This window comes from Providencia sp. 2.29 (genome assembly GCF_015832305.1).
In the GTDB taxonomy this organism is placed as follows: Bacteria; Pseudomonadota; Gammaproteobacteria; order Enterobacterales; family Enterobacteriaceae; genus Providencia; species Providencia stuartii.
This window is the reverse complement of sequence record NZ_CP065420.1, coordinates 536,379-561,354: the sequence shown is the minus strand read 5'-3', so window position 1 is coordinate 561,354 and position 24,976 is coordinate 536,379. Positions and strand designations below refer to the sequence as shown.

Below are 24,976 nucleotides of genomic sequence, written 5' to 3'. Positions count from 1 at the left end.
GCCAACGACGGTTGGCACCTCACACTACATTATTGGTCGCGGGTGACGAATGCAAGAGCCTGCTCGACCACCGCCAGATCAGCCCCTTTCTTATGGGCATTTTCACTCAAATAGCGCCGCCATTGGCGAGCACCGGGTATTCCTTGAAATATCCCTAACATATGACGAGTGATATGACCAAGATAAGTGCCTTGTGATAACTCTTTTTCGATATACGGGAACATTTGGCGAACAGCATCCACCGCATTCACTACAGGTAATTGGCTATCGAATAATTGGTTATCTACCGCGGTCAAAATAGAAGGATTTTGATAGGCTTCACGCCCTACCATCACGCCATCAAGGTGACGTAAATGCTCTTTTGCCTCTTCCAGTGTTTTTATTCCCCCGTTAATCGCCATGGTTAAGTGGGGAAAATCCCGTTTTAGCTGATAAACGCGCGGATAGTCCAATGGAGGAATTTCACGGTTTTCTTTCGGACTTAGGCCGGATAACCACGCCTTACGCGCATGGATGATAAACATTTCACAACCGCCTTTAGTTGAGACGGTATCAATAAAATCACACAGGAATTCGTAGCTATCTTGCTCATCAATGCCAATGCGTGTTTTCACTGTGACAGGTATCGACACAACATCCTGCATCGCTTTCACGCAATCAGCCACAAGCTGAGCATCCGCCATTAGGCAAGCGCCAAAACGACCATTTTGTACGCGGTCTGAAGGGCAACCAACATTGAGGTTGATTTCATCATAACCACGCTCTTGCGCCAACTTTGCACATTGCGCTAATGCCTCAGGGTCGCTCCCCCCCAGCTGTAATGCTACTGGCTGCTCTTCTTCACTAAATGCCAGATAATCGCCCTTACCATGAATAATGGCACCTGTTGTAACCATTTCAGTATAGAGCAACGTATTTTTACTCAATAAGCGATGAAAATATCGGCAATGGCGGTCAGTCCAGTCGAGCATAGGAGCAACGGAAAATCGATTTATGTTTTTATAGCCTGTCATACCTTGAAAAACCTTGTTTTCAGTCATTTTTATATTTGACGTGTTTCGGTGTATCTTAACCTATTTAATCTGTTTTTGCTGTATTGGAAACACGACTAAGGACACCATGGCTTTGGTGTCCTCAACAAATGACGGCTCCCCGCCGTAAAACTGATTTGCTGCCATAAAGCACGCCGATTTTTTTAGAGTAGAAACTTTCATTACCTACGGTCGAGTTTACCCTATTTACGGGTTCATTAACTTAACCAGTTGATCGGCAAGTTCAGGCGTTGAAGCACTCAATAGGCTGCCACTAAACATGACGTTATCGCGTTCACCACTTAACGAACACACATCACCCCCCGCTTCACGAATACATGGTATCAATGCTGCGCTATCCCACGGTTTCATAATCGTATCAATGGCCCCATGTAGACGCCCTGTTGCCACCATGGCATGCTGGTAAGCATCGTTGGCAAAAATAAAGTCGCGAGCGCAACTGACAACACGGTCAAGATGGTAAATCGTTGTACCTTCTCGTTGATTGTAAGTGCTACTGTGGATCCCCGATGCGGAAATGACGGCATTAGCGACCTCTTTAGGCGCATCAGTACCTAATGTTAGCCGCCGAGATAAACCGTTATGTGTTTCCAAGTAGCAACCTTGCCCTTTTGCTGCGTAAACTACCGTTGAAATGGCAGGGAAGCTGATCACCCCAACGATAGGCTCCCCCTTTTCAACATAAGCAATCAAAGTGCTAAAGAGTGGAATGCCATAAATAAAGGCGCGCGTGCCATCAATCGGGTCAATCACCCATCCAGATTCGAAAACAGTATCGCCTTCAAGGCCAAATTCTTCACCAAGGATCGGAACATCCGGTGTGTGTTGGGCAAAGTGCTCACGCAATGCCGACTCAACACGTAAATCTGTTTCCGTGACCACTGAACGGTCGGGCTTATAGTCAAAACTGCCCGCACCTTGAAATGCTTCTACGGTCATCGCTCTGACTGATTTTGCCGCTTCAAGCGCAATCGCCAGCATACTGTGGGCTCCTATTTAAAATATAACATTATGGCAATCATAACCCATGATTATGCTTGGGTTTTATGCAGTTTGACCTCACCAAAGGTCATAAAAATCAATGTGCTTCCTGCGACCCCACGATAAGCCCCTTGTTGCTGATTCAATTCGCAAGCGAGTGCCGTAAATAGCCATGCTTCATTTTCCGAGATGTCACACATCGCATCGGTAAGCTGCTCATAACCTTTGCGTTCAGCAAATTCTTGTACAGCCAATGCGTCTTGTAACAATGGCTCCTCAATCGAGCTATTTGCCCATCCCCACATCCAACTCCCTTGGTTTTGATCATAAGTACCAATGATTTGCACGGGAGCAACAGCAACGAGACCGTCTGGAGCATGAAAAACAATTGTGCCCTCTTCTTGATCGACTGACCAACTTGCCTGATCAAGATGCCAAGTATCACAGTGGAATTGGCTTTTATGCTGTAGAGCATTCATACTTCGCTCGATTAACGTATCGTAAGGTAAATCTTCAAGTTCTTGATTCATTCATATATTCCTTAAACTACAGCGTGATTATCGAACGTCAGTTTTTTATCTTATTTATCCTATAAACTGTCTTATTCACTAACCAATATTTTTTAATGCATCGACAACCAATTGCCAAAACTTAGCATGATCGAGTTTGACGGCAACCTGAGTATGGCAATCTTCAGGAGCCGGATGGCGGAAATCGGCCACAGTCATTCCAAGGGTGAGAGTTCCTGTCAGTTCAATATCTACAGGTACGCGCTGTGTCGTCATGACGGAAGGGTCGATAACATAGGCAACGGCACAGGGATCATGCACTGGTGGAGCATCAAATCCTTGTGCTTGTTTATACATTTTGCCAAAGAAATCGAGTAATTCGACGACAAATTTCGCGCAGGGTGTTCCCACGTCAGCAATGTTAGCAACGATATCTGTGGTGGCAAGCGCTTGATGGGTGAGATCTAAACCAACCATCGTTAGTGGCCATTTTTCATTAAAAACAATATGTGCCGCTTCTGGATCAATTTTGATATTAAACTCAGCCACAGGACTCCAATTTCCTACATGGTAGCCTCCGCCCATCAGCACGACTTCTTTGACGCGTTCGACGATACGTGGCTCCAACCTTGCGGCTAATGCGATATTAGTTAGCGCCCCAGTAGGCACTAAAGTGATTGTTTTGGGTGGGTGCGACATGATCAATTTAATGATCAATTCTACCGCATGGCAGTTTTCCAAAGTCAACGATGGCTCAGGTAGTTGAGGACCATCTAACCCAGAGTCACCATGAATATCGGGGGCAATTTCAACTTCACGTACCAGTGGTCGTGAGGAGCCGGCTGCAAAAGGAATACCACGAATTTTTGCCATTTCAGCAACGGCTAAGGCATTGCGAGTCACTTTTTCAAGCGTTTGGTTACCAGCAACGGTCGTCACTGCCAGTAAGTCAATTTCAGGGTTGCCATAAGCTAATAGCATCGCAATTGCATCGTCATGTCCGGGGTCGCAATCAAGGATGATTTTCTTTGCCATACACCTTACCTTATTGAATTAAAAGGGAGCCTTTTATTAAAGCTCCCAATGTAACCAGCTAACAAAGTAAAATCTATGAGCTTTCGCCGATTTAAAAAATGTTTACTTCAAAACATGCGCATAGACACGTTTTTGTCCATCTTCTGTTTTCGGGATATATACCCCTTGTAGCTCAGGCGCAAATCCCGGAAGCAAGTTGATCCCCGCCTCCAAAGCTTGGAAGTAACGCAAGACAGGCCCTTCCCAAACTTCACCGGGCACCACACACAGTACGCCCGGAGGATAAGGCAGCGCCCCCTCAGCAGCAATACGCCCTTCTAGCTCACATAGAGGAAGCAGCTCCACGTTGCCGCGAATAAACTCAAGGTGCGCTTGTTGTGGGTTCATTTTCACTGTCGGAAAATGCTGCTTACGGAACATCTCTTTTTGCAATTGCTTAATATTGTACTGAACACTCAACTGGTGCATTTCTTGGCACAAACGACGTAATGTGTAGCCTTGATAATGCTCTTGGTAGCGTTGATAAACGGACGGTAACACTTCTTCCAGTGAAGCATCTTCATCCAGTAATTGTTCAAAACGAACCAAATGGGTAACTAGTAGCTCTAATTTCTCTTTACTCTCTGCGGGGGTGAGTAAAAATAGGATGGAATTTAAGTCACATTTCTCGGGGATCACACCATGTTCACGTAAGAAATGCGCCAATATAGTCGCCGGAACGCCAAAGGATTCGTATTCACCACTTTGAGCATCGATACCCGGCGTTGTTAGCATCAACTTACAAGGGTCAACAAAATATTGATTTTCCGCATACCCTTCAAACGCATGCCAACGTTCATTAGGAATAAAATTAAAGAAGCGCTGTTCAGAAGCAATTTGCGCCGTTGGGTACTCTTGCCATGGTTTTCCGTCGACAAATTCAGGCACAAAGGGTCTAAAATAATGGCAGTGGTTGATAATGGCTTTTCTAACCTCAATGCCAAGTCTTACGCACTCCATCCACATCATTTCCCCTGCATCCCCTTGATGCATACGCGCATTGACATCTAACGAGGCAAACAGCGGGTAAAATGGACTGGTAGACGCGTGCATCATAAAAGCGTTATTCAGCTTTTTATGCGAGACAAAGCGCTCTTGCCCTTTAATATGGTTATCTTTTTTATGGATTTGCGACGCTTGCGAGAACCCTGCCAATTGTTTATGCACCGATTGAGTCACCATAATACCAGGATCATTTTCATTTAATTCAAGTAATAGTGGCGAACATTGGCGCATCATAGGGATAAATTGTTCGTAGCCAACCCACGCAGAATCGAACAAAATATACTCACATAAATGACCAATTTTATCGACAACCTGCCTTGCATTGTAAACCGTGCCGTCATAAGTACCGAGCTGGATCACCGCTAAGCGGAATGGACGTTCACGCGTATTTTTTTCAGGCATGACGTCATTAATCAATGAACGCAAGTAGTCCTCTTCAAAACAATGCGCATCGATTCCCCCGATAAAACCAAATGGGTTACGTGCCGTTTCAAGGTAAACCGGTGTTGCGCCCGCTTGGATCAGGGCGCCATGGTGGTTTGATTTATGATTATTGCGATCGAATAAAACCAAGTCTCCCGGTGTTAGCAAGGCATTTAACACGACTTTATTGGAAGAAGAGGTGCCGTTTAGTACAAAATAGGTTTTATCTGCATTAAATACGCGAGCTGCAAATTTCTGTGCTTCTTTCGCAGCCCCTTCATGGATCAGCAGGTCTCCCATCGCGACATCAGCATTACACAAGTCGGTACGAAATAGGTTTTCGCCATAAAATTGGTAAAACTGTTCGCCAGTTGGATGGCGGCGAAAAAATTGTCCACCTTGATGACCCGGACAAGCAAAAGTGACATTATGCCCCGCAGCATAATCCATCATTCGCGCAAAAAATGGCGGTAATAGCTGCTCAAGATAGTGATTTGCCGCCGCAAATAATTGACGACTATTTTCACTACGCTCAGCCGGTGCAGGCGGCAAAATTCCCGTTAAATAAGGAGGATGAGGGATATCATCTGGAAGCTGTTTATCACTAATGATAAACAGCGGAATACTGAGTTTACTCTCTGCAACCCTTTTCCACAGCCCTTGATTGGCATCCAACTCGGATAGCACAACAGCAGCAATATTGTTTAACTGTGCATCGCGAATATCTACCCATTGGAATTCTCCCGTAAAGTAGATAGCGACCCCCTGGCTACATGCCACATTGATTTTTTTCATAACAGTCTGGCTCTTAGTTAGCTGAGGAAAAGAGGCCGACAATATACTTGATAGGAAATCAGATTGGAATTGCCATAAAGTGCGGGAATAATTCTAATTTTTCGGGAGGAGATAATATTTGATAACCTACTGTTTAATAGCATAAAAAATTTCTATGCCATTTTTAAGTTATCAGCATTAAACAAGGAAAAATGGGTGCGAAATTCATTAACCGACTAACATTAAGCCTATTAGCAGAATATTAGTCGGCCAATTTCTCTAAACTGGGAGCTTAGTTGTTTTTTTCCATATACAGTGTCTGTGTAGGATAAGCGAAGTCCGCACCATGCTGTTTGACGATGGCAATTATTTTTAAATAGACTTCTTGTTGTGCGGCTAACCATTCGGCCCACACGGTAGTTTTCGTAAAACAATACACCATAATATTCAGTGACGAATCCGCAAACTCATCAAAATAGACTAATAATGTTTGCCCAGTATCAATACTTGGCTCTTGTTGCAACATAGTCCGAATATCACTCACAATAGCGCCGATTTTATCGGCATCTTCATAGCGCAGACCTAATGACGTTTTGATTCGGCGGTTAGTCATACGCCCAGGGTTTTCAACGCTTATCGACGAAAAGAGTGAGTTAGGGATATACAAGGGTCGATGGTCAAAGGTGATAATTTTAGTAATTCGCCAACCAATCTCAACCACCGTACCTTCAATGTTTCTGTCGGGTGAGCTAACCCAATCGCCGATATTAAAAGGCCTATCAAAGTAAAGCATGATCCCTGAGAAGAAGTTACTCAGAATATCTTTACCGGCCATACCGATAGCAATGCCGCCAATCCCGCCGAAGGCCATCAACCCCGATAGGCTCATGCCGAAATGTTCGCCAAATAGTAAAACCATTACGACAAAAATGGTGGTTTTAAAGACTCGAGCGATAATACGTGCAGAGGTTGGATCACTTCCTCTTTTTATTTGCGTTTTTTCAAGTCTATTGACGAGCTGAAACAGCTTACGCACGAGAATGATCGCAATGATGGCAACAGTGATGAAATTAATCAGCGGAGTTGAAATAAAGGTTAAATTAAAATCCGTTGCCGCCATATCCAAATATTGAGCGGCAACCATCACCATACTACACAGCACAGCGGTCTGAATAACATGAATAAAAATACTTTTATTCTTATGCTTATGCCTACGTTTTTTACTTATCATCTCGAAAATAATAGCCACGGCTAAACACACCGCAACGATAGTAACGCCAATGGCATATTTTTCGAGTAATGAATCAATCATATCTCACCGCTCCAAGCTGCCCATTTTACTTTTTAATAAAACTTATATGTCTACTACGCTATTTTCGATAAACTCTTGATGGATCAAACGCAGCAATAAAAAAACCTCACTAAGATAGCAACTTTAAACGTGATTTTCTCAACAATTATCAACTGTTTTTTTAGACTATCTAATATGGATATAACGCATAATGTTTACCCCTGATCCCAAAGAAATTGATACTGTACTTCGATTAAATCTACAACAAAAATACCGCTATTTTGTCAGTAAAGTTGCCGATTGGGAGGAAGTTTGGGTAATTTTCTGCCAAGAGGAGCTTGTTACCATGCGAGATAATAATAGACGCTTATTATTACCTGTTTGGCCTGCTCAAGCCTATGCACAGCGTAATCTTAATGGTCAATGGGCCAAGTGTACGGCAACCAAGCTAACACTGACCCACTTTATGACAGAAATATTGCCAGATATGGATGGCGCAAATATGACAGTTGCCATGATGGTAGACAGTCAATGCCAAACTTATGTGATTGCCGAAGCGAAGTCGCTATTACAAGATTTAATTGAAGCGTGTAAGCACCGCAGCTCATCGATTTAGGCTGATAATTAACCATAAGGAATAAAACTTTCTCACATGAGTCAGCCTTATGAGCTTATCAGCCTAATTGCCACTCTCGCTCTTAGCGATTCACGATTTAAGCTGCACGAATTCAGCAAACTCTTCAATACTTGGATAAGAGGATTGCGTTCCTTTACCTGTCACACTAAATGCAGAAAACATGACAGCCTTTTTCAAAGCTTCCGCGATATTGCCTGTATGCACATAATAATGAGAGAAACAGCCAATAAAAGCATCTCCTGCACCACTGGTATCCACCGCATTCACTTTAATGGCAGGGATCAACAACTCGTTATCGCGAGTCATCCAGAGTGCACCTTTATCACCCAACGTGACGATAAGATTTTTCAACCCTTTATCGAGCAAAGACTTGGCTGCACGGCGGATGTTTTCCATCGAATCAACAGGCATATTGGTGAGGATCTCAAGCTCAGTTTCATTCGGCACAAAGAAATCACAACGACAAGCAAAATCAAGATCTAACGTACGCTGTGCTGGTGCAGGATTCAGCAATACAGGAATGTTATGTTTGTTACCAAAAGCAATCGCGTGATAAACCGTTTCTAATTGAACCTCAAGCTGCAATACGATCAATTTGCATTTTTTCAAATCGTCAGCCGCACGCTCAATATCTTCAGGGGATAAAAATTTATTTGCTCCTTTCACAATGAGAATGCGATTAGCAGAATTCGGATTAACAAAAATCGGTGCTACACCGCTAGAAGTACATGGCACTTTTTCCACATAACGGGTGTTAATACCATAAGACTCAAGATTACGAATGGTGTTATCAGCAAAAATATCATCACCGACTTTTGTTAACATAATCACTTTTGAATTAAGTTTTGCCGCAGCAACCGCTTGATTGGCACCTTTACCACCACAGCCGATTTTAAATGCAGGCGCCTCCAAGGTCTCACCCTCTTTTGGCATCTGATCCGTATAAGTGATCAGATCGACCATATTTGAACCTATAACTGCTATATCCATAACGCCTCTCATGTTAAATAAATCACATTGTGATACTATATTAACATTATCATGTTGCATAAATATCATTCGTGATTAAGATCGCGAATAACGAATGAGCAAGTGTCATATCCGCCACATTTTTTCATTCCTTATTATTGACTCTCTCTATTCTCAATAGGAAAAATTTACATGAAAAATATAGCACAATATATCGATCATACTCTGTTGGCCGCCAATGCAACCGTCAATGACATCAAACAGCTTTGTGCCGAAGCCGCAGAGCACCACTTTGCTTCTGTCTGCGTGAACACAGGTTATGTTCCTTTAGCCAGCGAATGTCTGAAAAACAGCGATGTTATGGTCTGTTGTGTGGTAGGCTTTCCGCTCGGTGCATGCTTAACTGAGGCCAAAGCATTTGAAGCCGCAGAAGCCGTACGCCGTGGTGCTAATGAAGTTGATATGGTGATTAACGTTGGTATGCTAAAAAGTGGTGACCTTGAGTTCGTTCGCCAAGATATTGCCGCCGTTTTAGCGGCTTGTGGTGAGGCAACTTTAAAAGTTATTTTGGAAACTTGCCTATTAACCGATGATGAAATCACCCAAGTTTGTGAAATTTGCCGCACATTAAACGTTGGTTTTGTGAAAACTTCAACAGGTTTCAGTACAATGGGCGCTACAGAGCACCATGTCGCGTTAATGCGTAAAGTCGTTGGTGATAAAATCGGCGTTAAAGCATCAGGTGGTGTGCGTGATCGCGAAACCGCAGAAAAAATGATCAAAGCCGGAGCTAATCGCGTTGGGGCAAGTGCCAGTGTAGCGATTGTTTCGGGAAACAGTGTAGCCTCTAATGGCTACTAAATGTTGGGGCGCGGTTAGCCCGCGCCAATAAAGAAAGGATTGCTCGGTGATAGAAACGAAACAAAAAGAACGCCTTCGTCGTTTGAGTGAATGTATTAAACGCTCAGGAAGAATTCACCTTAAAGATGCCGCAAGAATACTTGAAGTCTCTGAAATGACGATCCGCCGTGATCTGAATGCCGAGACCGAAGGGCCTATTCCAATGTCTCTGCTTGGTGGTTATATCGTTTCTGTCACCCAACCTTCCTCACTGGCACAAAATGATCCTCAAGCCGACATCTTTACCCCCGATCAAACCGAAGAGCTACATATCCCCAATTTAGCGGCGAGTATGGTGTCAGAAGACGATGTGATCTTTTTCGATAATGGGATCGAAATGGCTACCTTAATCGCCTTGATCCCAGAAGAGATAAGCTTTACAGGGATTTGTTATTCACATAACGTTTTTTTGGCTCTAAGCCAGAAAAAAAATGCCACCGCATTACTCTGTGGGGGGGAATATCGCCCTAAAAGCGACTCATTTTATAACCCGACCCAACCTTCTCTCCTTGATTCGATTAACCCGAAAAAAGCCTTTATCTCGGCTGCCGGTATTCATAGTCACTATGGCGTCACATGCTATAACTTAGACGATTTAGCAATGAAGAAAAAAGCGATGGAAAAATCAATCCGCAAAATTTTGCTCGCCAAATACAACCTGTTTGATGAAGTCGCCACGGCCAATATGGGGGAACTTTCGCAATTTGATGTCATTATTACCAATCGGCAACTCGCTGATGAATATGAAACCTATTGCCGCAATGGGTTTGTGAAAGTCATTTACTGACAGCAGTGATACCCAATTTACTGCCTATTTTTTCGACACGCATGATAACGTGCCGAGTTCATCTATTAGCGAACAAGAGGCCATGCCATCGCTCTAAATTTTAATGGTTAAATAGTCGCTCGCTATCTCGGTATTAGGGAAAATGGCTTGGCACTCCGCCAGCAGCATCGGCATATCTTCAGCGCTATAACGACCACTGATATGCGTCGCAATAAAACGTTTCACACCCGCGTCTCGCGCTAACTGCGCCGCTTGCCCTGTGGTACTGTGCCCCCGATCATTGGCTTTTTCATGATACGCATTTTCCAGCGTCGTTTCATGCACCATAACATCCGCATTCTTTGCCAAGAAAAGAGCCTGTTCCGTTGGTTTGGTATCCCCAAAAATCGCAATGACTTTGCCAGGCTTTGGCTTACCTAAATAATCAGCACCATTAACACGGCGACCGTCGGCTAACATAATAGTTTCACCGGCCTTTAACGCTTGCATCCACGGGCCGCGTGGAATGTTATCTTGCGCTAATTTATCAACATCTAATGAACCTCGTTTAGGATGTTCTTCAATACGGTAACCATAGCATTCAACGCGATGGTCAAGCGGGTAGGCTGTCACGATTAACTCACCATCATCAAACAACTGCCCTGGCTCTATTTCGATCATTTCAAGAGGATAAGTCATATAAGAGCTGCTCAGGGTCAGTACTGTTTCGACATACTGTTTTAAACCTTTTGGACCATATAACGTTAATGGATCAGTTGATCCCCCCATTGAGCGGCTACATAACAGCCCCGGTAATCCAAAAATATGATCTCCATGTAGATGGGTAATAAAAATTTTTTCAATTCTTGGCGCCTTAAATACGCTATTTAAAATGCGATGTTGAGTTCCTTCACCACAATCAAACATCCAGTATGTTTTACGTATGCCTGTTAGGTTTAATAGCATACTGGTGACGTTACGCTCTTTGGTCGGCACACCGGCACTCGTTCCTAAAAAGGTTAACTCCATCTTTTCACACTCCATACTTAACTGTTTTTATTATTTTTATAATAAATAAACTTAATGTTTCTAATAGATTACTGAGTATCTTATCAATTTCGCCAAGCACTAAGCCTTTTTCACCTTATCCCAATCTAATCCAAAACGCGCCAAATACTTACGTAACCTATCTGCATCATTCGGCTGCTTTTTCTGCTGTCTTGAAACAGCAAACAGTACTCTACCCGCTTCTGAGAGACTTGATGAGCGACGGCATACATCTAATACTGTGGCTAATTGTTGCTGCTCAAATAGGTCAATTTCGCCAACTTCTGGCGGCAAGGTGTCTTTTGCTTTTGTGACCCACTGTGATTGCAATCTCATGATCTCTTCATCAACGACCGCTTTTGTCACACGACCACGTTCAGCAAAGGTTGCCATGCGGCTGATTGATGCTCCGAGTTCACGGAAGTTACCCCGCCACAACGCTTGCGCTGAACAGGCAAACGTTAAGTAAGCTTGGCGAGCTTCACTATCAAAGCGGATTTGGCTTTGTGCATCCTGACTAAATTTAGCCAACTCATAATCGATATTAGGCTCAATATCCTCACGTCTTTCCGCCAGCCCAGGTAAGGTGAAAGTCCACATATTGATACGCGCAAATAAATCTTCGCGAAATTTACCCTCTTCAACCCATTGCGCCAAATTACGATGTGTACCCGCTATCAATTGAAAGTCACTTTGCACTTCCTCATCGGAACCGTACGGAAAAAAACTTTTTTCTTCAATGGCTTTTAGTAGCATGGCTTGTTCGTCCAGCCCTAATTCAGCAATTTCATCTAAAAATAAGATACCACCGTCAGCCTCTTTAAGCAGGCCACGACGTGGGTTAATCGCGCCTGTAAACGCGCCTTTAATATGCCCAAATAGCGTTGACATCGCGTTATCACCGCGTAACGTGGCACAGTTAACCTCAACAAAGCGCCCTTTAATATGATGGCGACTTTCTCGCAATTGATAAATTCTGCGCGCCAAAAAGGATTTACCCGCCCCTGTAGGGCCATTTAATAAGATAGGCGCTTTTGAACGTAAAGCGACTCGTTCGATCCGCTCAATCATCGCGTTAAAATTCGCGTTACGAGTTGCGATACCTGATTTCAAAAAAGACACTTGAGCCTGTTGCTCTTTTTGAAAACGGCTCGTGATGTGCGTATAGCGACTGAGGTCGAGATCAATCACCGTATAGATACCCGCGGGATCTTTTTCTCTTCCCGCTTCTGTCGGTGAGGTTTGCAATAATTTAGCGGGTAAATAGTGTGCTTCTGTTAACAAGAACCAGCAGATTTGCACCACGTGAGTACCCGTCGTGATATGAACCAAATACTCTTCATTCTCAGTATCAAAAGGGTAATTTGAAGAAAAATCCAGTAACGAGGTATAAACCTCTTCAAAATCCCACGGATCAGCAATATCCACCTCGCGTAATATGACCTCCGTCTGTGGTGAGACTTGCTCAATATCCTCTTTCACATGATGAGCCATATTATAATTATTTACCTGATGGATTAATTCAAAGCGATGAATATCCAGATCAGGTTGCTGACATAGCCCAACTGAAGGGCGCCATTTCGTCCACCGATTCGTTCTTTTTCCACGTCGATCCAGTGCCGTACCTAATACGCCAATAACAACCTTACGCTTCTTATTCATTTTATATAAATTTATAAATCACGATAATTAAAGATAAAAAATAGCATAGGTTATTTTTTATCTGAATCATACCAGAATAATTCCAAAAAAATTAAGTTATTACATATCAATAAGATAAATATTTTTTTGTTATTTTAAACAAAGTTGGCACGCTTATCGCAATATTAAAATCATCCACTGCCGGATATTGTCAGAACTTCGGTTCTACCGGTGCAGACATGGTGGCGAAATGATGTCACTACATGGTCTGTATTCCGCCGTCAGTAAGATAATAACTTAATGATAGTTAATCTGTTCCTTCCAGAACAAAAAACTTGATATAACAACGGGTTATAAAAATTAGGCAACACACCACCCTCCGAGATCTTTATCGGGTCATGGGCAGAACCTTAGACAGCCAGTTTGACGGCACTCTAACTTTCCCCCCATCACTCCATACTTTTCTTCGATGGTGGCTCATAATAATAAAGGAATAAATAATGAAAAAAATAATTGTGGCACAAGGACAAATTGCGCTGACCGAGAAAAACGGTAATTTTCAGCATCTTTTGCTAGCAGGTGAACACCGTATCAATGATTGGTTTAATAAACTCACCGTTAGCCTGTTCACACTTAATCATGAACCTATTGATGCAAAGTTGGCTGATCATTTGCGCCAATATCACCCTGATTGGGTGGAAGCGCATTGTATAGATATTAATTTATCGGATAACGAGATCGCTTTTTTATATCTTCATAATAATTTGACTGAAATTTTAGCGCCGGCAACGCGACGCCTGTATTGGAAAATTGCAGAAACATTACGTGTAGATATTCAACAAACTGGTGATATTGCTATCCCACAAACATTAGTCAACCGCCTAAATAGCAAAAAATGGATTAAGGGTCGAGATATCAGCTTAGTGGTCCAAGTTCCAGCGTGGCATGTTGGGGTATTAAAGGTTGATGGTGAAGTCAAAACATTATTGCAACCCGGAAATTATGGTTACTGGTGTATTGAACACCAGCCTCAGGTAGACGTTATTGATACCCGTTTACTGGCGATTGAGGTCAGTGGTCAAGAGATCCTAACCAAAGACAAAGTGACATTGCGTATCAATTTGTCAGCCAACTGGCGCTACCGTGATATTTTGTTGGCCTTCTCAAAGTTGAGCCAACCCGTCGATTATCTCTACCGTGAGCTACAGTTTGCCTTACGAGAAATTATCGGCACACGCTCATTAGATGAGTTACTGGAAAACAAGCAACTCATTGATGAATTGATGCTAGAACAAATTACCCAATGTGTCGCTGAATTTGGCTTGGATGTCGATAGCATTGGCGTAAAAGACATTATTTTGCCGGGTGATATGCTAACTATTTTATCGCAAGTGGTAGAAGCGGAAAAGGCCGCCCAAGCAAACGTGATCCGCCGTCGAGAAGAAACCGCGGCAACACGCTCATTATTAAACACGGCAAAAGTCATGGAAAACAACCCCATTGCTTTACGTTTAAAAGAGCTGGAAACACTAGAAAGCATTGCGCATCGAATCGACCAAATATCCGTTTATGGTGGATTGGATCAAGTATTAAACGGACTGGTAAAAATTAAGGAATAAAGAATGAACAATAACGCTGTTAACGAACTTATTTTGGAAAATAGCGCACCTGTAAAAATGTGGACTAACGGTGTACCGGTTGATCCTAAAGCCGTAGTACAACTGCAAAACACCGCTAAAATGCCTTTTATTTTTAAACATTTAGCAGTAATGCCTGATGTACATGTCGGTAAAGGTTCCACTATTGGTAGTGTGATCCCAACCAAAGGCGCCATTATTCCGGCTGCCGTTGGCGTTGATATCGGTTGTGGGATGATAGCAGTGCGAACTTCACTAACCGCCTCTGATTTACCGGATAGCCTGCAAAATATCCGTTTTGCAATTGAAGCGGCTGTTCCACATGGACGTACAACTCAACGCCATGGTCGTGATAAAGGAGCCTGGCATCGAGCACCCGAAATTGTTGATCAGCATTGGGCGCATTTAGATGAAGAATTTAAACGTATTTGTGATAAATACCCAAAACTACGTGGAACAAACCACTACAACCATTTAGGAACATTAGGAACAGGTAACCACTTTATTGAACTGTGTTTAGATGAACAAGATCGTGTATGGGTGATGCTACATAGTGGTTCTCGCGGTGTCGGTAACGCGATTGGTAACTTATTTATTTCATTAGCACATAAAGATATGCAACAGCATATTGCCAATCTGCCTGATCGCGATTTGGCGTACTTTGAAGAAGGGAGCCAACACTTTAATGATTACATGGAAGCCGTAGGTTGGGCACAAGATTTCGCTCGCCATAACCGTGAAGTCATGATGCACCGAGTACTAGAAGCACTATCAAAAACGATCACGAAGCCATTCACCACACAACAAGAAGCGGTGAATTGCCACCATAATTATGTACAAAAAGAGCACCATTTTGGTGAAGAGATACTGGTAACCCGTAAAGGAGCCGTATCTGCGAGAAAAGGGCAAATGGGGATCATTCCCGGCTCTATGGGGGCTAAAAGCTTTATCGTACGCGGTTTAGGGAATGAAGAAAGTTTCTGCTCTTGCAGCCATGGTGCAGGCCGTGTGATGAGTCGAACAGAAGCGAAAAAGCGCTATTCTGTGGCAGATCAAAAACTAGCAACAGCCCATGTAGAGTGTCGAAAAGATAGTGACGTCATTGATGAGATCCCAATGGCATACAAAGATATTGATGCCGTGATGGCCGCACAATCGTCATTAGTAGAAATCGTACATACACTGCGTCAGGTCGTGTGTGTGAAAGGATAGGAGAATGGCATGGAGAGTGAAAGCATAACGCCATTAATGCGAGAGCGCATACAAAAAACATTAGCTGAAATAGAAACAACCCATCGGGTAAAAATCCTGTTTGCGTGCGAGTCTGGAAGCCGCGGTTGGGGTTTTGCTTCTTGTGATAGCGATTATGATGTGAGGTTTATTTATGTTCATCAATTAGATTGGTATTTAACACTCGATAGAAAACGCGATGTGATTGAAAAACCCATTGATAATGAACTGGATGTTTCCGGTTGGGAATTATCAAAAGCTTTAAAATTGATGCGTAATTCTAACCCTGCGTTAATTGAATGGCTGCATTCGCCAATTGTTTACCACAAGGATGCGTCATTTATTCAACAATTTGAATTATTAGCGTCAAAATTCTATTCACCGCTAAAGGCGCGTTATCACTATTTATCCATAGCAAAACGTAACTTGCGGGAAGATTTTAAAGGGGAAACAGTACGCCTAAAAAAATATTTTTATATCTTAAGGGCAATACTGGCGTTGCGTTGGATTGAACACTCAAAAATCATGCCACCAATGGCTTTTTCACAATTGGTCAGTGCAACAGTCACCGATCACGCCGTTTTGGCGGAAATCAATGAACTGTTAGTGATCAAACAAAATGTAGATGAAAGCGAATATGGTTCACGGCGCCCTGCTATCGACAGGTTGATTATTGAGACGATTGAAAAATCAGAAAAACTCAATCTTCCAGAGCCTTATTGCCGTGATAGCGCTTTATTAGATAAGTTTTTGCAAAAAGCTATCTTAGCAAACGATAGATAGCCACCATCAATCCAGTCATTTTTAATTAGCGGTGAGGCCATTCTCGCCGCTATTTTTTATTCTCGCCTTAAGCACCAATGTTATAATACGATTTCCAGCCAACGCACAGAGTAACCAATGACCCGCACTCAACGTTTATTGACTTTATTACAGATATTAAAAGAAAGTCGCTATCCCATTACGGCAGAGTCTCTCGCATCACAATTGCACATCAGTATTCGGTCTGTTTACCGTGATATTGATGAACTACGCTGCCAAGGTGCCGAAATTACAGGTGAAGCAGGTATCGGCTATCAGCTAAAATCCGGTTTGTTACTTCCCCCTTTAATGTTCGATGACAACGAACTCGAAGCGCTGATCTTAGGTTTACGCTGGGTACAAAGTAATGCCGATGAAGAGCTGAAATTATCCGCCATGCGCGCAATCAATAAAATCAATGCGGTTGTCAAACAGGGGTCACAAAACCTTACCAATCAAACGACATTATTTGCACCTAGCACACAAATTGCACCGATTAATAATGTGATTGCGAAAAACCTAAGACTGAGTTTACGAAAAGAAATAAAAGCTAAAATTGACTATCAAGATGAAAGTGGGAAATTTAGCAGTAGAGTTATCTGGCCAATCGCAATTGGCTATATGAAAGATACCCAAGTCTTAGCCGCTTGGTGCGAACTCAGAGAAAGTTATCGCCATTTTCGCTTAGATCGGATCCAATCCTATATTGCTCTGGAGGATAAATTACCCTATCCCAAACATTATTTATTTGAGCAATGGCGAAAAGAGACTTTATGTGTGACTACTGACAGAATCTGACACACCGCTACCTTATGATAGCGACTCAACTTAATCATAAGGAAAAGGCGATGAGCTCACTTACCCTATATACAAATTCGATGTCACGCGGCAATACGGTCGACCTGCTATTTAAACTGTTAGATGTACCTTATCAGCGAATTGAGCTTGAATATGGCGAGCAAATGCATACTGCCGAATATCTTGCTATTAATCCGATGGGAAAAGTTCCCGCTTTAGTCGATGGTGAACATATTATCACTGAAACTGCGGCTATCTGTGTCTATTTAGCCGATAAATTTATAGAAAAAGGGTTAGCGCCGGCGTTTAATTCCCCACAACGAGCAGCCTATTATCGCTGGTTCTTTTTTACCGCAGGCCCTATTGAAGCGGCATTTACAACGCATGCAATGGGCTTACAGTTAGATGAAGCACAGCAAAAAATGTCAGGTTTTGGCTCATTTAAACGCGTTATGGATTGTCTAGAAACAGGACTTAGTAACGCTGCACCTTATATTTGCGGCCAACAACTAACCGCAATCGATGTGTATGTCGGGGCTTTTCTTCTATTTATGGAAAAGATAAATTTTATCGAAAACTCCGCGGTCATTAATCATTATCTCGACACATTAAAATCTCATCCAAAGTTCGCCAAAAGCATTGCATCATAAGCTTTTAAGGATACAGGCCACCATTTATGATGGCCTGATATTCATCGTATTGAGCCTTAACGCCACGTTGCACTCTTCATAACAGAAAAGCGCCCTGCTCCCATTAACGCAAGTGCAATTGATCCCACAAAGAAATAAACAATACTTTCAATTGCCCATGCCCCCGTTTTATCCAATAAAAACGTTTTATCAAGCCCTACCATTAACCAAGCAATAAACATGGTAAAAGCGACAAGCAGCGCGGCTGGCCGAGTGAGTATCCCTAATATAATGAAAATCGGTGCGACAACTTCCCCCAAAATAGTTCCATAAGCAATAAATTCGGGTAAACCATATGCAGCAAGCATAGCTTTAATGCCACTAGCGCCTGTTAACAATTTACTCATGCCATGGAATAACATTAATCCGCCAATAGTAATACGTAATAACAATTTTCCAGCATCGTCATGTGCCAATAACCGATTTACTGTGCCTATCATTGTGTGCTTCTCCAAGAAAAATATACTGCAACCTATGACGCGTTTACGACCAATACAATAAGAGTGACTTTTATTTATTATTGTTATAGCAGCATTGTAGTTATTTAATAGCTTTTACTCTTACTTTGGTGACACCAATAGCATTTATTCATAAAACTAAGGTATGAACTAAAAAATAAAAGGTCAATCAACAACAATTAAGTCAAATTTAAAAAAAACAAAAAATACTAAATAAGAGCATTCTAAAAAGAGCGTTAATGAATTAAGATAATTGATGTTCAAAATAATTGTTATTTATTTAAGATTTCAATCAAAAATAAAGAATATAACGATATATTTATATCATCAATATAAAATAATAATGATATAAATTCATTGCTATTTTGTTACTAACATGTAATTTTGTCATATCAAAGAATGTGCGGTTAATGAATTCAAGCAAAATAGCATCTCATTAATACGAGGCATAAAAATGAAACCTGAAACTAACGCCCATCATTCATATAACTCTTATATACATCAGCTAAAAATATCCGAGATCATGAGTTATTTACAGTCACTGGATATTCCTTTTTCATATAGATCAAAAATTTTATATAATAAATTTAAATTACTAAAATTAACAGAAGTTGCCCCCATACAAGCTTATAACGAGTTTCTACGTTTAATTGCTCATGAAACAAAAGATCAGCATTGGTGTGCGAAAGCGGGTATCGCAGCCCCCTATCATAGTTACTCACCGATCAGTGAAATTTTTATGTCGGCAAAAACATTACATGCCGCTTTAATCGAACTCAACCAATATACCGATCTATTTCAAGGCAAAACACACACTAATATTGTCATAGAAAACAAAAAGGTTTTAATCAATTATGAAGTGAGTATATTTAAGCCTGAATACTATAAGTTTGACATTGAGTACAGTTTATTTAGGTTAGTGAGTCAAATAAGAGAGCGACTTGGTAAAGATTGGATACCTGATTCATTTTATTTCCAATATGCGTTAAGTCGAAAAGATAAAGATAATTTGAAAAAAATCATTCCAACTCACTATGAAGACAATGCTAAATTCAATGGTATTTCATTTGATGAAGAGTGGCTAAATGCTGGTATTAATAAAAAAGAGCATGATGAAACGTTCATTTTTTTCTTAAAAAATCATCTAAATAAACTTAAACACTCAAGTTGTATGCCCGAATCCATGAGTATGAAAGTGCAAGATATTATGTACCAACATATTTTATCACAAAAAGACATTTCATTATCTTGGGTAGCGGCAAAGCTGTATATCTCACCAAGGACATTACAACGTAAATTAGCAAAAGAAAATATTAATTATTCAGATATTCTGGATAAAATTCGCTGTGATATTTCTATCGATAAACTCGTTGAAGAGAAGATTAGAATAGATAGCCTAGCTGAACTACTAGGCTATACGGACAGCGCCGCTTTTTCAAAAGCATTTAAACGCTGGACTGGCTCACCGCCACTTCAATACATCAAAAAACAGGGCTATCATAAAGCGTGAAAATTGTGCTCTTCAAGCCGTTTATTAATCCGCTTCATATAGGCTCCAATAGGGATGCTAAACCATTGCTCATCCGTATAGCCAACGGCAAACCCGGTGTTGCGCATTGACTTTAAGTCTAAGAGCAAAATAATCGCGACATCGACCGCTAACTCTCTAAAACCAAGTAAATACACATCATCTTTAATTTTTAGGTAAGTTGCTTGGTCACAATCACATTCACCATGTCTTACCCCTCCATAAATATGATACGCATACCATTGGCTATTAATATAAATATGTTCAACGGCGGTACTTTCACTGTATTCATTCAGAATATGTAAGCCAATAAGATCTCGCGTTTCTGCGGGGAGAAGCGTATTATCGTTATCGCCAATAATCTTTCCAACATGATAATGCTGTTCGAATCTCGGCGTCGTTTTCTTACTTGGCTGGTATTGAGAGCTAAACAGGACAACATGGCTATTATTGAGGTCTAGTACTAAAATTGAGTGAGCAAAATCAATGCTCCCTTTTGATAATTCAATTAAAAATACTTTATCCGCAACTTCGGTCATATCGCTGATTTTTCTTTTTTTCTTATCAAAATAAGAGCTTAAAAAAACACTATTCGTTATAATATGGTCATGTTCATCAATACGAAAATAAAAACTTTCATTGTTTAAATAAAGATTAAATTCAATATTAATAATGTCATAACTTCTCTTTATTCGATTCTTTTTTAACTCATTCGTAAACATATCAAATGATGTATCAGAAATTATTTGCTCTGTCATGTTATCACCTGTGATATAAATTAAAATGAATGAATGCTTATTTCTAAAAATGACTTGTTATTCATGAGTTTTTTGACTGGCAATGTCTCTACAATATAATTTTCTACATGGGCGCTTGTTAACTTCGTCATTAGCTCATCATGTATAATATCAATATAAGCCTCACTACTATTTTTACTCTTAACATATTTTATTGTGACTCTAATACTGGATGAAAAATTATTTTCCAATATATTATCTATATGTTTTTTTGCATGTATAAAGCTATCATATAAATCTAGGTTAAGTTGAAAGCAAGCATAGTGAATAGGTGCAGCCAACTGTGATAATGGGCTTTTTACAAAACCGTCTATTTCTATTAAAAATTCATCAACGGCCATCCCATCACAATAGGTGACATTGAGTTCACAATTAATAGCTTGAATATTTCCAGTATATTTAGCAATCTCGTCTTTTATCAGATCTATTACTGGCTGATATGCGACATCACTACGAAGATAAACATTTAATAAAATAAGATCATCCATTGAGTAATCTAACTCAATTATTGAACGATTAATTTTATCAAAAATCACCGCAACTTGCTCTTCAAGGGTATCATTGATGTAATAAGCATGGCTATTATCATCGGAAACAATCAAAGCTTCCGTGCCTGTAATATAAAGTAGCTCCTCATAAATTAAAGAGCGGCTAACGTCCATTTCCGTATTATAGAAAGGTAAGCATTGAACCGCCTTGTTATGACGAGGAAAAATAAACTCAATGGCTACCAGAGCATTATCATTGCTAAAATTCGGAAGCCGAATAATTGTTCCAACAGGCTTTTTATTACCGTAGCCTTGTGCTATTTCGTGGCTAACTTTATGAAATTGATTAATCGCATAGATGGGATCAACTTTATCACTTTTAATCGCTATTGTATGTTTTAGCATATCCGCATAACTAATACCCATTTTTATTAATGCATTATTTACTTCAGAGATAATTATTGCTAATTGAGTATCAAAATCGCCTCCCGAAAAAGAAGAGTGCCACCCAACAATGACATTATCATTGGTTTTTAATATATTCATTATGTCTCACCCAATTAATAGATCAATTTAATGTGTAACGCTTGCTCTAATAGAATATTGTTACAAACCCAATTTAATCGCTTGGTGATTTATTAAATTTTCTTGTAACTCTTTGAGTGCTTGAGGAATCGTTTGTTGTTGGATAAAAGAAATAAAAGGGTCGACAACCTGAGTATTTATGCCACTTAACCCTTCTAGTAGTGCTAATGCACAAAAGGGAACATAATGCTCAGAATAGCCTCCTTCATGTATGACAACCACTTTTCCATGGCAAACGTCCTGAGCGACCGCGACAATACTTTCTATCATTTCTCGATAACTCTGGCTATGGAGTTGCATATGTCCTAGAGGGTCAAAGGTACTTGCATCATAACCACTGCCAATAATAATGAGATCCGGTTTGTAGGTCCTAAGAGCAGGGATTGCTATTGTTCTTAATGCATATAAATATTCATCATGGCCACATCCCGGTAATAACGGAATATTAATATTGAATCCTAAACCTTCTCGGTTACCTTGTTCTTCGATACCTCCTGAGTTAATTGGGAAGCAGTTATCTTGATGCATAGAGATGGTAAGCACTTTATTATCGTTATAAAAAATAGCTTGAGTTCCATTTCCATGATGAACATCCCAATCCAATATAGCGACTTTTTTTGCCCCTAAATTCTCAAGGGCATATTTAGCGGCAATACTGCTGTTCGCTAAATAGGTCGCCCCCATCGCTTTATCTGGCAAAGCATGATGGCCTGCTGGCACACATACGGCATAAGCCCTATTTAAAGAACCGTCCATCACTTGATGAACAGCGGCTTTTGCTTGGCCTGCGGATAATAGCGCTATTTGATACCCCCCCGGTCCAAATGGTGCCTGTAAACCTAATTCCCCCCCTTCATTTTTACTCAGTTCAATAAAATCATTTAAATACTCTTGGGTATGAACACGCGCCGCATCATTATAAGTAATGGGGGGGGCACTGTATGAAAATAAAAATTCATTCATGCCACTCACATCAATTAAGGATTTAAAACGACGTACGCAACTTGCAGAGCTAGCCCCAAATTCATTATTCGCGAAAGGTTGCATCCAATTCATTTGATTATAAGCTAGCGGTGATGATTTATAACTCCGCCCCCATAAACAATATTCATGATAAAAAAGACCAGTTTTAATCGTGGAGTCTTTCATGCTGCAAAACATATTATTCCCCTAAGTAGATAATCTGGTGTAGCTTCAATAATCGCGAGCACATCTGATATTCCATTACCGTTGATACACAACTTTTCCATTACAAATGGTCATAATGACATTGGTTTTCCCTATTTGCTCAGCCGGAATAGTAAATAGGTCATGACTTAATATTTGTAAGTCAGCCAATTTCCCTACTTCTATCGAACCTCTTTCATGTTCAAGATGTTCCTGAATGGCACCATTAATGGTGTACATGCGAATGGCATCCTCAATCTTACAACCTAGGTCAGATTGATAAATTTGATTGTTTTTAGCTTTTCTAGTCAGCGTAAATTCAAGTCCTTTTAACCAATTAAATGGGAAGCAACAGGCATCAGAGCCAGCAGCAACCACAACGCCTTCATTAATATAAGACTGCCAGTCAAATAACTTAGCGTTGTACTCATCGGGTATAATCTGCTTAATATCATTGATCATGCTATAGCCTGCGATTGGTTGGCAGGATAGCAAAATATTATTTTTTGCCATTGTTTTCGCATTCTCAATCGTGAGATCATCACCATGAATAATAAAATGGCGTAAGTCTTTATTTGGCATGATCTTTTCTGCATAAGAAAAGGCATCTATTGCTGCATCAATCGTTTTTCCACCAATTGCATGAATACCAACCTGCCAACCTAAGCGGTGTAATTCAACAATGGTTTTATTAAGTTCGGCAATTTGTTCTTCAACACTATGACCAGCAAAGGTTAGCTCTCCTTGATAACCATTGCATGATCTTCGAATACAAGGTGAACTATCACCAAATAACTTTATCGTATCGACTTTTAACCATGATTTATCGGTATGAAGTGGATATGAAAACGCTTCGGCACCAGAAATAATATTTTTAAAACTGTGCACACCTTCTTTTGCCGCAAATAAATTAACACTAACCCGAGTTAATAACTTATTTTCATCATAAAGCGCCTTATAGAGCTTTATGACTCTGCTACTCCAAGCACCATGAAATAGATTATCGCCTCCTGGCCCTAAAATATCGGTGTAACTTGTGATGCCATTTTGTAGTAAATGATATTGGATAAGTAAAATATAGCTTTTAAGTTCTTCATCAGATAGCTGAGGTAAATATTTCCCAACAAGGTTCATGGCTCCCCATTCAGAAATAATACCGTTAGGCTCACCTTGCTGATCAATACCTATTCGTCCGACCTCTTTCGGTAGCTCTATGGATTTAGAATTTAACCCTGATAATTCTATAACCTCCTGATTAACAATTAGGTTATGTAAACTAAAATCACTAAAGCTTGCTAATTTCCCATTCGTTTTTTGGGATAAGTAAGCTTGGTTAACCGCGATTTTTTCGTTGTTATCATCAAGGAGTTCAAAGGGGCATCCAATGCCGTAGATCCAGTCCCTGTTTTTTTTAGCGGTTAAATGAGTCTCCAACTGACTTTCAAACTCATTTTTTAATTTACTCTCAAACAAATTTAGGAAATCACCAGAAATCAGCATGCCCGTGTGTGTCGCATGGATATGCGCATCATGTGCAGCAGGTAACACAAGCTTATTTTTTGCATCAATTATCTGAGTATGAAAACCTATTTTTTTAAAAATATCATCATTATCACCAACAGCAATAATTCTCTCTTTTGCAATCGCTATCGCCTCATAGAAAGAGAAGTTTTTATCTACCGTTGCAACCTTGGCATTAATAATGACTAAATCAGCATCTTGACTCATT

The 24,976-nt window shown here is 40.7% G+C and carries 23 protein-coding genes; 9 read left to right on the top strand and 14 right to left on the bottom strand.

Annotated elements, in window-relative coordinates; translation table 11 throughout:
- Positions 1-29: 29 nt before the first annotated feature.
- The 6 genes from dusA to I3B46_RS02370 form a co-directional block, all read right to left on the bottom strand.
- A complete protein-coding gene (gene dusA, locus I3B46_RS02395) occupies positions 30-1,040 on the bottom strand; it encodes a tRNA dihydrouridine(20/20a) synthase DusA (protein ID WP_004924554.1) in 1,011 nt (336 codons plus the stop codon).
- A 198-nt stretch (positions 1,041-1,238) separates the two neighbouring features.
- Entirely contained in the window at positions 1,239-2,033 is a 795-nt protein-coding gene (locus tag I3B46_RS02390; RefSeq protein ID WP_014656881.1) for an inositol monophosphatase family protein, read from the bottom strand.
- A 50-nt stretch (positions 2,034-2,083) separates the two neighbouring features.
- Positions 2,084-2,563, bottom strand: a complete 480-nt coding sequence (locus tag I3B46_RS02385; RefSeq protein WP_036942011.1) for a DUF6882 domain-containing protein — start codon at positions 2,561-2,563, stop codon at positions 2,084-2,086.
- 78 nt (positions 2,564-2,641) lie between these two features.
- Positions 2,642-3,577, bottom strand: a complete 936-nt coding sequence (gene uriH, locus I3B46_RS02380; protein WP_004926079.1) for a uridine-preferring nucleoside hydrolase UriH — start codon at positions 3,575-3,577, stop codon at positions 2,642-2,644.
- 102 nt (positions 3,578-3,679) lie between these two features.
- On the bottom strand, positions 3,680-5,839 hold the full coding sequence (locus tag I3B46_RS02375; RefSeq protein ID WP_014656883.1) for an ornithine decarboxylase: 2,160 nt from the start codon (positions 5,837-5,839) through the stop codon (positions 3,680-3,682).
- 271 nt (positions 5,840-6,110) lie between these two features.
- On the bottom strand, positions 6,111-7,130 hold the full coding sequence (locus I3B46_RS02370) for a mechanosensitive ion channel family protein (RefSeq protein WP_004926073.1): 1,020 nt from the start codon (positions 7,128-7,130) through the stop codon (positions 6,111-6,113).
- A 190-nt stretch (positions 7,131-7,320) separates the two neighbouring features.
- Here I3B46_RS02370 and I3B46_RS02365 point away from each other — a divergent pair, with 190 nt between their 5' ends.
- A complete protein-coding gene (locus I3B46_RS02365) occupies positions 7,321-7,725 on the top strand; it encodes a DUF2750 domain-containing protein (protein ID WP_088498935.1) in 405 nt (134 codons plus the stop codon).
- Positions 7,726-7,815: 90 nt separating this feature from the next.
- Here the strand turns inward: I3B46_RS02365 and rbsK are convergent, their stop codons facing one another.
- Positions 7,816-8,736 carry a ribokinase gene (rbsK, locus tag I3B46_RS02360; RefSeq protein ID WP_036942016.1) on the bottom strand — a complete coding sequence of 307 codons (921 nt, stop codon included), beginning with the start codon at positions 8,734-8,736 and terminating at the stop codon, positions 7,816-7,818.
- Positions 8,737-8,907: 171 nt separating this feature from the next.
- On the opposite strand from rbsK, the gene deoC reads away from it, so the two are divergent.
- Entirely contained in the window at positions 8,908-9,576 is a 669-nt protein-coding gene (deoC, locus tag I3B46_RS02355) for a deoxyribose-phosphate aldolase (protein WP_004926069.1), read from the top strand.
- 46 nt (positions 9,577-9,622) lie between these two features.
- Positions 9,623-10,402, top strand: coding sequence for a DNA-binding transcriptional repressor DeoR (gene deoR, locus I3B46_RS02350; protein ID WP_014656887.1), 780 nt, complete (start codon positions 9,623-9,625; stop codon positions 10,400-10,402).
- Positions 10,403-10,495: 93 nt separating this feature from the next.
- On the opposite strand, the gene rnz is transcribed toward deoR, so the two are convergent.
- Positions 10,496-11,410 carry a ribonuclease Z gene (gene rnz, locus I3B46_RS02345; RefSeq protein ID WP_040132740.1) on the bottom strand — a complete coding sequence of 305 codons (915 nt, stop codon included), beginning with the start codon at positions 11,408-11,410 and terminating at the stop codon, positions 10,496-10,498.
- A gap of 99 nt (positions 11,411-11,509) precedes the next feature.
- Positions 11,510-13,090 (bottom strand): RNA repair transcriptional activator RtcR, encoded by a 1,581-nt coding sequence (gene rtcR, locus I3B46_RS02340; protein ID WP_004926065.1) that lies wholly within the window; start codon positions 13,088-13,090, stop codon positions 11,510-11,512.
- A gap of 476 nt (positions 13,091-13,566) precedes the next feature.
- On the opposite strand from rtcR, the gene I3B46_RS02335 reads away from it, so the two are divergent.
- The 5 genes from I3B46_RS02335 to I3B46_RS02315 all read left to right on the top strand — a co-directional run bounded on the left by I3B46_RS02335 (position 13,567) and on the right by I3B46_RS02315 (position 18,185).
- Positions 13,567-14,688 carry a slipin family protein gene (locus I3B46_RS02335; RefSeq protein WP_196993212.1) on the top strand — a complete coding sequence of 374 codons (1,122 nt, stop codon included), beginning with the start codon at positions 13,567-13,569 and terminating at the stop codon, positions 14,686-14,688.
- A gap of 3 nt (positions 14,689-14,691) precedes the next feature.
- Complete coding sequence (locus I3B46_RS02330) at positions 14,692-15,918, top strand: RtcB family protein (protein ID WP_004926062.1); 1,227 nt, start codon at positions 14,692-14,694, stop codon at positions 15,916-15,918.
- Between the two features lie 9 nt (positions 15,919-15,927).
- Complete coding sequence (locus I3B46_RS02325) at positions 15,928-16,719, top strand: nucleotidyltransferase domain-containing protein (protein WP_036942019.1); 792 nt, start codon at positions 15,928-15,930, stop codon at positions 16,717-16,719.
- A gap of 117 nt (positions 16,720-16,836) precedes the next feature.
- Entirely contained in the window at positions 16,837-17,535 is a 699-nt protein-coding gene (locus tag I3B46_RS02320; protein WP_104873022.1) for a helix-turn-helix transcriptional regulator, read from the top strand.
- A gap of 50 nt (positions 17,536-17,585) precedes the next feature.
- A complete protein-coding gene (locus I3B46_RS02315; RefSeq protein ID WP_014656891.1) occupies positions 17,586-18,185 on the top strand; it encodes a glutathione S-transferase family protein in 600 nt (199 codons plus the stop codon).
- Positions 18,186-18,241: 56 nt separating this feature from the next.
- On the opposite strand, the gene I3B46_RS02310 is transcribed toward I3B46_RS02315, so the two are convergent.
- Positions 18,242-18,664 (bottom strand): DoxX family protein, encoded by a 423-nt coding sequence (locus I3B46_RS02310; RefSeq protein ID WP_014656892.1) that lies wholly within the window; start codon positions 18,662-18,664, stop codon positions 18,242-18,244.
- 472 nt (positions 18,665-19,136) lie between these two features.
- On the opposite strand from I3B46_RS02310, the gene I3B46_RS02305 reads away from it, so the two are divergent.
- Positions 19,137-20,192: an AraC family transcriptional regulator gene (locus I3B46_RS02305; protein ID WP_076914689.1), complete on the top strand. Its 1,056-nt coding sequence runs from the start codon at positions 19,137-19,139 to the stop codon at positions 20,190-20,192.
- Here I3B46_RS02305 and I3B46_RS02300 read toward each other — a convergent pair.
- From I3B46_RS02300 to I3B46_RS02285, 4 genes are all read right to left on the bottom strand, one after another.
- Complete coding sequence (locus I3B46_RS02300) at positions 20,180-20,968, bottom strand: MoaF C-terminal domain-containing protein (RefSeq protein ID WP_004926053.1); 789 nt, start codon at positions 20,966-20,968, stop codon at positions 20,180-20,182. The two genes, I3B46_RS02305 and I3B46_RS02300, sit on opposite strands and share 13 nt — an antisense overlap.
- Positions 20,969-20,988: 20 nt before the next feature.
- Entirely contained in the window at positions 20,989-22,041 is a 1,053-nt protein-coding gene (locus tag I3B46_RS02295; protein WP_104873023.1) for a RidA family protein, read from the bottom strand.
- A 60-nt stretch (positions 22,042-22,101) separates the two neighbouring features.
- Positions 22,102-23,241 (bottom strand): class II histone deacetylase, encoded by a 1,140-nt coding sequence (locus I3B46_RS02290; protein WP_014656896.1) that lies wholly within the window; start codon positions 23,239-23,241, stop codon positions 22,102-22,104.
- 63 nt (positions 23,242-23,304) lie between these two features.
- Entirely contained in the window at positions 23,305-24,975 is a 1,671-nt protein-coding gene (locus I3B46_RS02285) for an amidohydrolase (protein WP_104873025.1), read from the bottom strand.
- Between the last annotated feature and the right edge of the window lies 1 nt (position 24,976).

Excerpts from the sequence above, each read along its gene's own strand:
- dusA (WP_004924554.1), bottom strand. The coding sequence starts at position 1,040 with ATGACTGAAAACAAGGTTTTTCAAGGTATGACAGGCTATAAAAACATA.
- I3B46_RS02390 (WP_014656881.1), bottom strand. The coding sequence starts at position 2,033 with ATGCTGGCGATTGCGCTTGAAGCGGCAAAATCAGTCAGAGCGATGACC.
- I3B46_RS02385 (WP_036942011.1), bottom strand. The coding sequence starts at position 2,563 with ATGAATCAAGAACTTGAAGATTTACCTTACGATACGTTAATCGAGCGA.
- uriH (WP_004926079.1), bottom strand. The coding sequence starts at position 3,577 with ATGGCAAAGAAAATCATCCTTGATTGCGACCCCGGACATGACGATGCA.
- I3B46_RS02375 (WP_014656883.1), bottom strand. The coding sequence starts at position 5,839 with ATGAAAAAAATCAATGTGGCATGTAGCCAGGGGGTCGCTATCTACTTT.
- I3B46_RS02370 (WP_004926073.1), bottom strand. The coding sequence starts at position 7,130 with ATGATTGATTCATTACTCGAAAAATATGCCATTGGCGTTACTATCGTT.
- I3B46_RS02365 (WP_088498935.1), top strand. The coding sequence starts at position 7,321 with ATGTTTACCCCTGATCCCAAAGAAATTGATACTGTACTTCGATTAAAT.
- rbsK (WP_036942016.1), bottom strand. The coding sequence starts at position 8,736 with ATGGATATAGCAGTTATAGGTTCAAATATGGTCGATCTGATCACTTAT.
- deoC (WP_004926069.1), top strand. The coding sequence starts at position 8,908 with ATGAAAAATATAGCACAATATATCGATCATACTCTGTTGGCCGCCAAT.
- rnz (WP_040132740.1), bottom strand. The coding sequence starts at position 11,410 with ATGGAGTTAACCTTTTTAGGAACGAGTGCCGGTGTGCCGACCAAAGAG.
- rtcR (WP_004926065.1), bottom strand. The coding sequence starts at position 13,090 with ATGAATAAGAAGCGTAAGGTTGTTATTGGCGTATTAGGTACGGCACTG.
- I3B46_RS02330 (WP_004926062.1), top strand. The coding sequence starts at position 14,692 with ATGAACAATAACGCTGTTAACGAACTTATTTTGGAAAATAGCGCACCT.
- I3B46_RS02325 (WP_036942019.1), top strand. The coding sequence starts at position 15,928 with ATGGAGAGTGAAAGCATAACGCCATTAATGCGAGAGCGCATACAAAAA.
- I3B46_RS02320 (WP_104873022.1), top strand. The coding sequence starts at position 16,837 with ATGACCCGCACTCAACGTTTATTGACTTTATTACAGATATTAAAAGAA.
- I3B46_RS02315 (WP_014656891.1), top strand. The coding sequence starts at position 17,586 with ATGAGCTCACTTACCCTATATACAAATTCGATGTCACGCGGCAATACG.
- I3B46_RS02310 (WP_014656892.1), bottom strand. The coding sequence starts at position 18,664 with ATGATAGGCACAGTAAATCGGTTATTGGCACATGACGATGCTGGAAAA.
- I3B46_RS02305 (WP_076914689.1), top strand. The coding sequence starts at position 19,137 with ATGAAACCTGAAACTAACGCCCATCATTCATATAACTCTTATATACAT.
- I3B46_RS02300 (WP_004926053.1), bottom strand. The coding sequence starts at position 20,968 with ATGACAGAGCAAATAATTTCTGATACATCATTTGATATGTTTACGAAT.
- I3B46_RS02295 (WP_104873023.1), bottom strand. The coding sequence starts at position 22,041 with ATGAATATATTAAAAACCAATGATAATGTCATTGTTGGGTGGCACTCT.
- I3B46_RS02290 (WP_014656896.1), bottom strand. The coding sequence starts at position 23,241 with ATGTTTTGCAGCATGAAAGACTCCACGATTAAAACTGGTCTTTTTTAT.
- I3B46_RS02285 (WP_104873025.1), bottom strand. The coding sequence starts at position 24,975 with ATGAGTCAAGATGCTGATTTAGTCATTATTAATGCCAAGGTTGCAACG.